11 protein-coding genes are annotated in these 11,783 nt (G+C 71.9%); 3 read left to right on the forward strand and 8 right to left on the reverse strand.

All coding sequences use genetic code 11. The features are described 5' to 3' along the window. Positions 1–641 precede the first annotated feature (641 nt). The 7 genes from ACIOD1_RS34280 to ACIOD1_RS34310 all read right to left on the reverse strand — a co-directional run bounded on the left by ACIOD1_RS34280 (position 642) and on the right by ACIOD1_RS34310 (position 8,119). On the reverse strand, positions 642–1,691 hold the full coding sequence (locus tag ACIOD1_RS34280; RefSeq protein WP_401907031.1) for an ABC transporter permease: 1,050 nt from the start codon (positions 1,689–1,691) through the stop codon (positions 642–644). Further along, positions 1,688–3,313 carry a sugar ABC transporter ATP-binding protein gene (locus tag ACIOD1_RS34285; protein WP_401907033.1) on the reverse strand — a complete coding sequence of 542 codons (1,626 nt, stop codon included), beginning with the start codon at positions 3,311–3,313 and terminating at the stop codon, positions 1,688–1,690. The genes ACIOD1_RS34280 and ACIOD1_RS34285 overlap by 4 nt, the downstream gene beginning before the upstream one ends. A gap of 4 nt (positions 3,314–3,317) precedes the next feature. Next, on the reverse strand, positions 3,318–4,301 hold the full coding sequence (locus tag ACIOD1_RS34290; RefSeq protein ID WP_401907035.1) for a sugar ABC transporter substrate-binding protein: 984 nt from the start codon (positions 4,299–4,301) through the stop codon (positions 3,318–3,320). Positions 4,302–4,368: 67 nt separating this feature from the next. Beyond that, positions 4,369–4,758 carry a D-ribose pyranase gene (rbsD, locus tag ACIOD1_RS34295; RefSeq protein ID WP_267760837.1) on the reverse strand — a complete coding sequence of 130 codons (390 nt, stop codon included), beginning with the start codon at positions 4,756–4,758 and terminating at the stop codon, positions 4,369–4,371. Continuing rightward, positions 4,748–5,716 (reverse strand): ribokinase, encoded by a 969-nt coding sequence (locus ACIOD1_RS34300; protein WP_401907036.1) that lies wholly within the window; start codon positions 5,714–5,716, stop codon positions 4,748–4,750. The genes rbsD and ACIOD1_RS34300 overlap by 11 nt, the downstream gene beginning before the upstream one ends. Beyond that, entirely contained in the window at positions 5,713–6,843 is a 1,131-nt protein-coding gene (locus ACIOD1_RS34305; RefSeq protein WP_365630165.1) for a LacI family DNA-binding transcriptional regulator, read from the reverse strand. The genes ACIOD1_RS34300 and ACIOD1_RS34305 overlap by 4 nt, the downstream gene beginning before the upstream one ends. A 136-nt stretch (positions 6,844–6,979) precedes the next feature. Then, the gene (locus tag ACIOD1_RS34310; RefSeq protein ID WP_365630168.1) at positions 6,980–8,119 is read right to left on the reverse strand and encodes a nucleoside hydrolase; all 1,140 of its coding nucleotides are present in this window, start codon (positions 8,117–8,119) and stop codon (positions 6,980–6,982) included. A 577-nt stretch (positions 8,120–8,696) separates the two neighbouring features. Here ACIOD1_RS34310 and ACIOD1_RS34315 point away from each other — a divergent pair. The 3 genes from ACIOD1_RS34315 (at position 8,697) to ACIOD1_RS34325 (ending at position 11,391) form a co-directional block, all read left to right on the forward strand. Further along, positions 8,697–10,100, forward strand: a complete 1,404-nt coding sequence (locus ACIOD1_RS34315; protein WP_401907039.1) for a hypothetical protein — start codon at positions 8,697–8,699, stop codon at positions 10,098–10,100. Positions 10,101–10,456: 356 nt separating this feature from the next. Next, the gene (locus tag ACIOD1_RS34320; RefSeq protein WP_365630174.1) at positions 10,457–10,666 is read left to right on the forward strand and encodes a hypothetical protein; all 210 of its coding nucleotides are present in this window, start codon (positions 10,457–10,459) and stop codon (positions 10,664–10,666) included. Next, the gene (locus tag ACIOD1_RS34325) at positions 10,663–11,391 is read left to right on the forward strand and encodes a restriction endonuclease (protein WP_401907041.1); all 729 of its coding nucleotides are present in this window, start codon (positions 10,663–10,665) and stop codon (positions 11,389–11,391) included. Before ACIOD1_RS34320 ends, ACIOD1_RS34325 begins: the two co-directional genes overlap by 4 nt. Before the next feature lie 201 nt (positions 11,392–11,592). Here ACIOD1_RS34325 and ACIOD1_RS34330 read toward each other — a convergent pair whose 3' ends face one another. Continuing rightward, positions 11,593–11,766, reverse strand: coding sequence for an acyl-CoA carboxylase subunit epsilon (locus ACIOD1_RS34330; RefSeq protein WP_401907049.1), 174 nt, complete (start codon positions 11,764–11,766; stop codon positions 11,593–11,595). Between the last annotated feature and the right edge of the window lie 17 nt (positions 11,767–11,783).

Consider the following 11,783-nt stretch of genomic DNA (forward strand, 5'->3'; position numbering starts at 1 on the left):
GGCCGGTACCCTTCCGGGGCGGAGATCGTCGGAGTCCTCTGCGGCCGCCGGGACGCGGTGGTCACTCTCGGACCGACGTATCTGCTGAACGAAGCCCGAGGTCAATCGTCGTCCACGCGGATTGTCCAGGTCCAGGTTTAAGGGCTGTCCCGTAATCCCTGGTGGGCGTGCGGCGCCGGCTACGGCACCTCGCCGCGTTGTCGGGACGCCCGAATACGTCCAGTATTCGGGCGTCCCTCCGCCTTGCGATGCACCGCATCCGACGCCGCGCGCTGATCCACCACGGATTACGGGACAGCCCTTAGGCCCAGGTCCTGGTCCGGTACCGGGGCCTGGGTGTCGGTCGCGGTCTCTTCGGGGCGTGCGGTGGTGAGGGTTGTCAGGAGCGGGGTGTCCTTGGGCCGCAGGTTTTTGGGGTGAGTGAGCAGGAGCCGAACATCATCCTTCCAGGGCGCACGGTCCCGTGCCGCTTGGTTACCGAGGCACGGACCAGGGCGGGTAGCGGGTCGACCAGCCGCCGCTCGAAAACGACGAGCCCGGTCAAGCGCATCGAGGCCGTCGCCCTTCAAGCCGTTGACAGCGGACTCACCCGAGCGGATTCACCCGAGCGGGGTCAGCCGAGCGGGGTCAGCCGAGCGGACTCACCCGAGCGGGGTCAGCCGCGCCGCCAGCCGTCCCCGGTAGTGGTCCACGACCACCGCGACCACGATGACCCCGCCGGTGATGATCTGCCGCTGGAAATCGGAGACCCCCATCAGCAGCAGCCCGTTGGTGAGCACGCCCAGCAGGCAGGCCCCCAGCAGCGTCCCCACCATCGACCCCTTGCCGCCGGCCAGCGAGGCGCCGCCGATCACCACGGCCGCGATCGCGCTCAGCTCGTACCCGCCGCCGATGATCGGGCTGGCGATCGACAGCCGTGCCATGTAGGTGACGGCCGCGATGCCCACCGCGAATCCGGCGATGACGAAGACGGCCACCTTGACCACCCCCGTGCGGTGCCCGGAGAGCCGTACGGCCTCCTCGTTCCCGCCGATCGCGAAGACCAGCCGCCCGAACACCGTCCGGGTCAGCACCAGATGGCCCACCGCCACCATCAGCAGCGCGATCCAGAACAGCGCGGGCACGCCCAGCAGGGTCGAGGTCCCGAAGCGGGTGAAGCCGGGCGGGAAGTCGTACAGGGTCTTGGCGTTGGTGTACTGCAGGGCCGCGCCTCGCGCCATGTTGAGCATCCCGAGGGTGACGATGAAGGACGGTACGCGCCACCGCTCCGATACGAACCCGTTGATCAGCCCGCACAGCATGCCGACCGCGGCGGCCACCAGGACGGCCAGGGCTACCGCCGCGGCCGCCGGGAGTCCGTCGGCGGTCAGCACCTCGCCGGCCACTACCGCGGACAGCGCCATCACGGCGCCCACCGACAGGTCGATGCCGCCGACGAGGATCACGAAGGTCATGCCGACCGCGAGCATCGTGTTGAGGGTGATCTCGGTCGCGATGTTCGTCAGGTTCGCGGAGGTGGCGAACTTCGGCGCGCTCAGGGCGAAGACGGCCACCAGCGCGAGCAGCGCGATGCCGATGCCCGCCTCGCCCATCACCTGCCGCACGAGCGAGGACCCGGCGGGCTTGCGGGCGGCCGTGAGCGGTGCGGAGGTCACGGGCGGCTGGGAGGTCACGGGTGGTACGGAGGTCACGGCTGGTCACCATTCTTCGCACGGGTGTCGTAGGCGGAGGTTGTCGTGCCGGCGGCTTCGGGCGCGGAGGCCATGTGGGGCGCGGAGGCCAGGTCGGGCGCGGGCGCGGAGGCCGACGAGTAGCCGGAGTAGGCCAGGGCGAGGATCCGGGAACCGTCGAAGTCCGCGCGGGCCACCTCGCCCGCGAGCGCGCCCCGCGAGAACACCAGGATCCGGTCGCAGATCCCCAGTAGCTCGGGCAGATCGGAGGAGACCACGAGCAGCGCTTTGCCCTGCTCCGCGAGACCGGTGAGCTGCTGGTGGATCTCGTAGCGGGCCCCCACGTCGATCCCGCGCGTGGGCTCGTCGACGATCAGTACGTCCGTACCGGCCAGCAGCCAGCGGCCGAGCACCGCCTTCTGCTGATTGCCGCCGGACAGGGTGCGCACCGCCGTGCGCACCCCGGGCGTGCGCACGGCGAGGGACTCCACCGTTGCGCGGGCGAGTCGCTCCTCCTCGGTGCGGCGCAGCAGCCCGCCGCGCGAGACCGTACGGATCGCGGCGAGGGTGACGTTGGCGGCGAGCGGCATGTCCAAAACCAGGCCCTGCCCCTTGCGGTCCTCGGTGAGCAGGCTGATGCCGTGGCGAACCGCGTCCCGGGGGGAGCGGATACGGACCTCCTCGCCGCGCACCCACACCCGGCCGCCCTCGGCCCGGTCGGCCCCGAACAGGGCCCGGACCGCTTCCGTCCGCCCGGATCCGACCAGTCCGGCGATGCCGACCACCTCCCCGGCGCGCAGGGCGAAGGACAGCGGGGCGCCCCCGGCGGGCCGCAGCCCCTCGGCGCGCAGCAACTCGGGGCCGGGTTCGCGCGCGGTGTACGGCGGGTACTCGCGTTCCATGTCCCGCCCCACCATCAGGCGGATGACCTCGGCGGTGTCGGTGCCGGCGAGTTCCTTGGTGACCACGTGCCCGCCGTTGCGGAAGACGGTCATCCGGTTACCGATCTCGAAGATCTCCTCCAAGTGGTGGGAGATGTACAGGACGGCCGTGCCGCGCGCGGTGAGCCTGCGCAGCAGGGTGAACAGCCGCTCGGTCTCGCGCGGTGTCAGGGTCGCGGTCGGCTCGTCCATGACCAGCACCCGGCAGTCCTGCCACAGGGTGCGGGCGATCTCCAGCAGCTGCATCTGGGCGATGCCGAGCTGCCCCGCCTTCATGCCCGGTGGGACGTCGAGGCCCACCTCGGCGAGGAGCCCGGCCGCCCGCCGGTGCAGGGTGCGGCGGTCCACGAAGCCGAACCGGCGCGGCAGTTGGCTGAAGAAGAGGTTCTCGGCGACCGACAGGTTCGGCAGCAGGTTCAGTTCCTGGTGCACGACCTGGACCCCGGCGCGCATCGCGGCCGCCGTGTCGCCGGGGGCGTACGGGCGGCCCGCGAGCCGCATGGTGCCCGCGTCTGCGGCCTGGATCCCGGCCAGGATGCGGACCAGGGTGGACTTTCCGGCGCCGTTCTCGCCGAGCAGGGCGTGCACCTCACCGGCGCGGAGTTCCAGCTCCACGCCATCGAGGGCGACGACCCCGGGGAAGCGCTTGACGATGCCGGACGCCTCGAACACGACGTCGGGGAGCGCCTCTGGGGAGGTCATCGCGTCACCCGAGGTCGGCCGCGGTGACGACCGTGAGCTTGGTCTTGACCCAGGCCTGCGGCTGCTCGCCCTTGACGGCCTTCATCGCCTCGTCGATGCCGTCGGCCGCCTGCTCCCCGCCGTACTGGTCGACGGTGGCGAGCACCGTGCCGTCCTTCACGTAGGGGCGGATCGCCTCGATGTTGTCGAAGGACACGATCTTGATCTTGCTTCCGGGCTTGCCCTGGACCGCCTTGACCGCGCCCAGCGCCATCGAGTCGTTCGACGCGAGGATCCCCTGGACGTCGGGGTGCGAGGTGAGCCAGTTGCCGGTCACCGTGTAGGCCTCGTCGGTCTCCCAGTGCGCGGTCTTGGAGTCGACCACCTCCAGCCCGGCAGCCTTTGCCGCCGCCTCGAAACCGGCCTTGCGTTGCTGTGCGTTGGCGGCTCCGGGGTTGCCCTCCAGGATGACCACCTTGCCGCCCTTGCCCAACGCCTTGCCCAGGGCTTCGCCGGAGAGCCGCGCGCCCTCGGTGTTGTCGGGGCCGACGAAGGGGATGTCGAGCCCGGCGGCCTTCAGCGCGCCGTCGTCGAGTTTCACGTCGATGTTGATCACCTTGATGCCCGCCTTGGCGGCCCGTCCGAGCGGCGCGACCAAGGCGCGCGAATCGGCCGGGGCCACCACGATCGCCGCGGCCTGGTCGGTGATGCAGCCGTTGATGGCGGCGACCTGCCCGTCGATGTCGGTCTCGTTCTGGATGCCGCTCGCCTTGAGGTCGAGGTCACCGCGCTGCTTGACGTGCGCCTCGGCTCCCTTCTGCATGGCCTGGAAGTACTCGTTGCCGAGGGACTTCATCACCAGGCACACCGTGGGCCGGCCGCCCTTGGCGCCACCGCCGGCCGGGTTGGCCTCCATACCGCCTTCCTGGCCGCAGGCCGTGAGGGTGCCACCGAGCAGCAGCAGGCTGGAGGCAGCGATCAGGAGTGATCTATTCCGGTTACTGGTCACAACGGTCTCCCTGGTTCATGAGGTGGGTGAGGTGAGTGGGGGAGGGGAGGTGGGTGAGGTGAGCGGTTCAGAAGGGGACGCCCGCGCGGAGCACGACGTTGGCGTACGGGGTGCTCTCACCGGTCCGTACGACGACCCGCGCGCGGGCGGTGAGTTCCTTGAGCGCGTCGTGCGGGACCCGGTCCACCGCGAGCCCCTCCAAGTGCTCGGCGAAAGCGGCGAGCAGGCCCGGATCGGCAGCCTCCGCGGCCACGGTGGCGTGCTCCGCCACCAGTTCGGCCAGGACCGCGCCCAGCACCGGCCCGAAGGGCGGATCCCCGCGCCGCCACACCAGGTCGACGGTCTCCACCCCCGGCGGCACCGGCAGCCCCGGATCCGCGACCACCAGCAGGTCTCCGTGCCCGAGCGCGGCCACCAGGTGCAGCAGCCGCGGATGCCACAGTCCGTCAGCGCGCATGTCCGGTCTCCAGCTCCGTGTGCGCCGCGCCACCCAGTACGCAGTCCACTTCGGCCCGGGTCGGCAGCGCGTCCTGCGCCCCGCGCCGGGTCGTGGCCAGCGCCCCGGCCGCGCAGGCCCGGCGTACCGCCGCGGCGAGCGGCTCGCCGGAACCCAGCGACAGCGCGAGCTGGGCGCAGAAGGCGTCGCCCGCGCCCACCGTGTCCACGGCGTCGGCGGGGAAGGCGGGTACGACGACCGGCCCCCCGGGCCCGGCGGCGACGGCGCCCGCGGCCCCCAGCGTGATGACGACCGTGCCGGGCCCGAGCGCCCGCATCCGCTCGGCGTGCGCGGCCCAGCCGGCGACCCCGGTCGCGGCTGTCGTGGCCAGCAGCCCGGCCGCCTCGCTCTCGTTGACCACCAGCACGTCGACCTCGGCCAGTAGTTCCCCCGGCAGCGGGCGGTTCGGCAGCGGAGCCGCGTTCAGCACGGTCAGCGCCCCCGCGCCGCGCGCCGCCCGGGCGGCCGCGAGCACCGTGTCCACCGGCACCTCCAGCTGGAGCAGGACCGTATCGGCGGGCCCGATCGGACCGCCCGCCGTGAGCCCCTCCAGGGCGGCAACGTCCAAGTGCCGGTTGGCGCCGGGAGAGAGGGTGATGGTGTTCTCCCCGTCGGCCTGCACCACGATCAGCGCGAGCCCGCTGGCCACCCCCGGCAGCGGGGACACTCCCTTGTCGCAGACCCCCTCCGCGACGAGCCGGGCGCGCAGTTCGGCGCCGAGGGTGTCGTCGCCGAGCAGCCCCACCATCCGCACGTCGGCGCCCAGCCGGGCGGCGGCGACCGCCTGATTGGCCCCCTTTCCGCCCGCGCCGCGCACCACGTCGGCGCCCGATACCGTCTCGCCCGGCCGCGGCAGCCTGGGCACGGTGACCGACAGGTCCATGTTGAGACTGCCGATCACAACCAGTCGCTCACTCATCCGTGCCGAACTCCCCTTGTGTGGTCCGAATCGATCACGTCGTCCGTCTCCTCCCGCTCTTCGAGGACCTCGCCGCCCGCCGGATCCGGGCAACCGCAGGACCCCCGGGCCAGCAGCGTCACCGGCAGCACATCCCGGGTCGGTGGCAGGTCCGGTTCCTTCATCCGGCCCAGCAGACGCTGTACGGCCGTACGCGCCAGCTCCTCGAAGGGCTGGCGCATGGTGGACAGCGCCGGGCAGGTGTACGCGCCCGCCGCGATCCCGTCGAACGAGACCAGGGCCAGGTCCTCCGGGACCCGGATCCCCAGTTCCGTGGCGGCCCGCAGCACCCCGAACGCCTGCTCGTCCGAGGTCACGAACAGCCCGTCCACGGACCGGTCGCGGGAGAGCAGCGCCCGCCCCGACCGGTAGCCGTCCAGCCGCCCGAACTGACCGTGCAGCAGCGGCGCCGCGTCCGGGCAGGCCTCCCAGCCGGTGGATCCGCCCGAGCCCGTACCGGCCTTGAACCCGGCCCCTTCCAACGCGGTCCGCCAGCCCACCACCCGGTCCACCGTGGGGTGGATGCCCAGCGGGCCCGCGATGCAGCCCACCCGGCGGCGGCCGTGCGCGAGCAGGTGCTCGGTGGCCAGCCGCGCGCCGAGGGTGTTGTCGACGACGACGTGCGAGGCCGCGACCCCGGTGAGCTCCCGGTCGAAGACGATGCTGGGCACCCCCGAGCGGGCCAGCTCGGCCCGCCACGGCCGGTCCCCCTGGGAAGGGATCAGCACCAGCCCGTCCACCTGCCGGTCGACGAAGGTACGGATGTACCCCGCCTCCCGGCCCGGGTCGTCGACCGTGTTGCCGACGAGCAGCGTGTACCCGGCTGCCCAGGCGTGGTCCTCCAGGGCGCGGGCCAGCTCTGCGAAGAAGGGGTTGGCCGCGTCCGGGACGACCAGCCCCAGCGTCATCGTGTGGCTCATCCGCAGCGACCGGGCCACCGCGTTCGGCCGGTACTGCAGTTCCTTCACCGCGGCCAGTACCCGCTCCCGAGTGGCGGGCGCCACCGACCGGGGCCCGTTGTTGAGCACGTAGCTGACGACCGAGGGCGAAGTGCCCGCGAGACGTGCCACGTCCTGCCGTGTTGCCATGCCGTAGACCCCCGGTAGCGGTGCGGGAAGCAGCCTGCTCGAAGTGCCAATTCGAGTTGGCAACTCGTGTTGCACGCGGAGTATGGGAAGCAACCCCGGCAACCGCAAGACCCCGGACCGGATCCGTTGACACGTTTCAGGGACGACGGAGCAAGGAGGTGTACAGCCGCCAGAAGCGCTCCGCGTCGACTTCCGTCACCACCGTGGCCCGGCAGGTGCCCGCCGGATTGCGGGGTGCGGAGAACTCGTCCAGCCCGTAGCCCAGCGCCCGCCCGTAGTCGGGCCCGAACGCCGCGTCGACGTCCACGTACCGCTCCCGCGGCCGCACCGCGATCCGCGGATCCAGGAACACCGCGGCGGTCAGCGCGTCCCAGACGAAGCTGGAACGCCCCGGGTCCTCGGCGAAGAGCGGTCCGTGCAGATCCCGGAAGATCTTCTTCACCGGGGTGGTTGCTCCGGCCACGATGGCCTCGTACCGCGCCTTGGTGTACTTCACCCCCACCGCCGCGTCATCGGGGAGGACGGTTTGCTTGGCGAACGGCGTACGGACCGCGATCCGCGCGGACTCGGGGTCGAACCACCAGTTGAACTCGGCGGCGGGCGTGATGTTCCCGGGCTTGTCGAAGGCCCCGCCCATGTAGACGATCTCCTTGAACAGCGGCACGATCTCGGGGTGGCTGCGCACGGCCAGCGCGAGGTTCGTGGCCGGCCCGCAAGCGAAGAAGGTGATCTCGTGCGGGCGCCGCTTCACCTGCTCGACGATGAAGTCCACCGCGGCGCTCCCGCTCGGCCGGGTGCGCGGGTACCCGCCGTACGGAGGACGCGCGAGCCGGTCGTAAGCGGGCGGGCGGGCGGAGTCGAAGGCCCCGCCCCAGGGCACCTTCCCGTAGAGGATGTTCTCGGCGGCCAGCCGTTCCTGACGCCCCGGCATCAGGGGTTCGCCCGCCCCTGCCACCACCGGAACGTCAGCGCGTCCAATCAGCTCCAGCTGACGCAGGGCGTAGGCCGTCCCCTCCTCGACCCAGGTGTTCCCGCTGACCACGGTCACCCCGAGCAGCTCCACGCCCGGGGCCTTGGCCAGCATGAACATGGTGACGGCGTCGTCGTTCAGCTCGCCCATGTCGGCGTCGAGGATCACCGGCCCGCGGCCCGCCGGCGCGGCGGAGGTGGCGGGGGCAGGTTCGGGGGACGAGGCCGCGGCCGACGCGGACGCGGTCACAAGCGGCAGGGTCGGGATCGCGGCGAGGGCGGACGAGAGCAGGGTTCTGCGCTGCATGGAAGCTCCGGATACGGGAGGGGCACGCGTGCGGCAGCACGGGCGGCGTGAGTATCGGAGGCAACCCGGTCAACGGCAAGGGCCGTGCGCCCCTCGACGCACGGCCTCACCGAACGGCTCGTGCTCCCGAGACGACTGTTCACGAGCTCCGCGATCCCGGTGAGCGCGTCTTGGCCGACCTTGAGCGGGCGGACTCGGATCACCCGACCAGTGCGCCGCGCACCGGCGACATGATGTGCGTGCGTGGAACGCTCTCCTCGCCCAGCGCAGCGGTGTACGCGCTCTTCACGGTGTTGACCTGCGCCCCACTGTTGAGCCATCGGATCGGCCGCCCCGGTGTGGGTTCTCGCCGCGTCTGGCGGCGTGCAGGTGGTGCACGTGCACCCGGATCCGGTGTTCGGCACCCACATGCCGCTGTCCTGCGCAGTTCAGCTGAGGACACACGCCGATTGTTTGGCAGGAAAGCGTTGTCGAGGTGAAGCGGAGCAACGTGGCGGGCAGACTGACAGGGAAGGCATGGGGAGCCGACGTAGGGGGCGTACGCGATGGACACACGGGGGCGCGGGGCGGTGGTTCGGTGACGGTGTATCACATCAAGCATCTGCCGACCGGAACTCTGCCCGAGGACGGTGTCGGCGCCTGGTCCGTGACCCGGGACGGCGCCGCCTCCCGGTCCACGTCCGGACGCCGCGTCGCCACCTGGGCGGTGGACGACGCCGAACGTTGGCGGAAGGCGGCGGTCCCGACCGTTCTCGCCCCGAACATGGGCGGCTGGATCCTGGCCGCCCTGGTGGCAGCGGCTTGCGTCCTGCTGTTCGGGCTCTCGTCCGCGTCCGCCGCCTGGCACAGTGGCCCCGGGGAGGGGACGGACTGGCTGAGGTATCCGGGCCTGATCCTGCTGACCGCCCTGCCGCTCTGGTACCGGTACGTTCCGGTCGCGGCCATACCAGCGGCTGTGTTGGTCGCCGTGGAACCAGTTCTGACTCTGGCCCGGCCCGACGACGTGGACCATCCGGCGAGGGCCGGGTGGCTGGTCGTCCTCGCCGCCTGTGCCATCGCGTTCACAGGAGGCTGTCTGCGACTGCGGGCCCGGCGCCGACAGCGGGCCTTGGCCCTGACCGCTGCACAGGAGCGCCGTTTCCCTCTGCCTGAGCGCACCCCGGAATCGGACGGCCACCGCGGACACCGGCAGGTCTACCTCGGGCTGGCGCTCTGCCTGGTCGCCGCGGCCATCCTCGCCGACGGTGTGTTCGGGGAGCCGACCGCGTACGGCGATGCCTACGACGCCGTCGGGCAACAGCGCGTCGGCCTGGTGCTCCTTGTGGCCGGTACGACCTGCTACGGCCGGGGCCGGCTCGCCTACCGGGCGGCCCGGCGCTTGCACGGGGAGCGCCAGCCGGCCCTGATCGTCGGCGTGCGCGCCGGGGCGGACGGACGCCACTGGGTGTGCGCGGACGCCCGCACCCGCTCGGCAGCGCCCCTGATCGCGTACGTTCCCCGCAAGAGGGACACCAGCGCCAGGACCCGGCTTCTGGGTAGCGGCTCGGCGTACGCCGCGGGCAACGGGCACCACGACATCGACCCTCGGCACGAGCCCTTCGAAGCGGTCCTGTACGGCACCCTCGCGGAGGGCGACGAAGTCGTCCTCGAATACGCCTGTGCGGAATACGACTACCGCCAGGAGATGGGGCGGATATACGCGACCGTGACCACTGCCCCGCTCCGCCCGGATCGCCGCCACGGGATGGGCCCGTGGGAACCGGCGGACGGCCCTGCCCGCCGTCGCGAGCGGCTCCGCGAGGGCCAGGAGGCGGCGGAGCGCCACCAAGAGGCCCAGCGCCGGGCGGAGGCGCGCCGCAAGAACCGACCCCGCGGCTCGTCGACGCCAGGGCGCGGAGGCAACTCCGGCAACCGGCACGGCGGTGGCGGCTGCGGCTCCGGCTGCGGCTCCGGCTGCGGGTCGAGTTGCGGGGGCGACTGACCCTCCGCAGCCGGCAACGTTCAGTTGTCGGCGGCCAGGCGCGCTTGAGTGAACGACGCCTTGAGCGAGCCCACTGCGCACTGCCGATTCCCACCCCGCGCCAGTGACGTCCGCACCACGGTCCGCGATCTACGACTCTGCCCGATGGGCCCACTTCGGTCGCGTCATTTCGAAGGCCCGTACCTGTGGCGCAACGCAGGCCGTAGTGCGGGGCGCGGTATTCGGCCAGGTTCGACGTCTTTGTGCCATTACCGGGCAACCCGCCTCCAACATCACCGACGTCCGGCTAGACAAGAGGCTGCGGGTAGCGTGCTGCCTACCCTGCGTGGTGATGGCCGGTGGGGGAGGTCTGACGGTTGCTGACCATCAACGTGGCGGTGCTGCTCGCAGTCATCGTTTTTATCCGGCTGCGTCGCACCACGCACTCCCGTAGCCGCTTCGACGAGAAGATGACCGTGGTCATCGTCCTGGCACTGGGGGTCGTGCTCGCTCCCACCCCGGTCGGCCAGGGAATCCTGAACGTCCTGGGCCAGCTCGCGAGCAGCATCACGCAGGGCACCCAATGAGCCCCCGCGCCCGCAAGGGCCGGACCTCGACCGGGCGCCCGCCTGCGCGCCGCCGCACTCGAAGGCCGGGCAAGCGGCGACAGCGCGCGGAGGACCGGCTGATCGGGATCCTCGTGGTCGGGGCCGTGGCCGTCGCCTTGGTGGTGGCGCTCGTCAACTGGCTGCTGACCCACTGGTGGGTCTTGGCCGTCATCGGCGTGCTTGCGGGGCTGGCCGGCGGCGGCTGGATCTACCAGCAGCGGCAGAAGACGCGGTGGGAAGCGGTCCGTGCGCAGGGATTGCGGTACGGGCTGGCCCAGCTGGATGCCTTGCACCACTCCCGGTTCGAGGACGCGGTGCGCGACCTGATGCGCCGTGACGGCTGCCAGAACGCGGAGCGTGTCGGAGGCGGCGGAGACCTGGGAGCGGATGTGAAGGCCACCGACCCCTACGGGAGGCGCTGGGTCATTCAGTGCAAACACAGGCGCAACGGCCTCGCCGGGTCCGCCGTGGGCACCCCTGACCTCCAGGTACTCAACGGCACGGCCCGCCAGGTCCACGGCGCCGACATCGCGGTGATCGTGACGAACGGCCGGGTGACCGCCCCGGCCGTGTCCTTCGCGAAGCAGCAGCGCCTCCACGTCATCGACCGCCACACCCTCGGAGAATGGGCATCCGGCTCACGCCCCTTGTGGGAGCTGCTCCGGGCCGTTCCGCCGCCCCGCAGGCCGACCCCCCTGTCCTGAGCAGCCGCAGGTCACCAAGTCGTTCCGGTCGCACCCTCGGAGTTCTATGATCTTGCCCTCGTAGGTGTGGCCGCGGCCGGCGATGTCCTTGAAGGCAGGCGAGGGCTGGCCGTCCTCGTTGTCGGGGCGGCTGTCGGCTCATGCACGGTCCTTCCCTGCGCGGGAGCCGTTCCCGCCCGTGATCCGGCGGTGGCAGGAACGTCAACGCCAGCTGTGCGGGGCTTGGAAGCCGCGGCTGCGTTCCAGCCGGCGCCAGCCGGCCGTGGAGGGGGCGGTGGCGACGGCCTCGGGGGTGGCGGCGGCGCGGGCGAGGAGGATCGCGGTGATCGCGGCCAGTTCCTCGGGCTCGGCGTGGCCCTTCTCGACCTTCAGCAGGGTGCCGTTGGCGTTGC

Origin of the sequence: Streptomyces sp. NPDC088097 (assembly GCF_044741845.1) — a bacterium.
Taxonomy (GTDB): Bacteria; Actinomycetota; Actinomycetes; order Streptomycetales; family Streptomycetaceae; genus Streptomyces.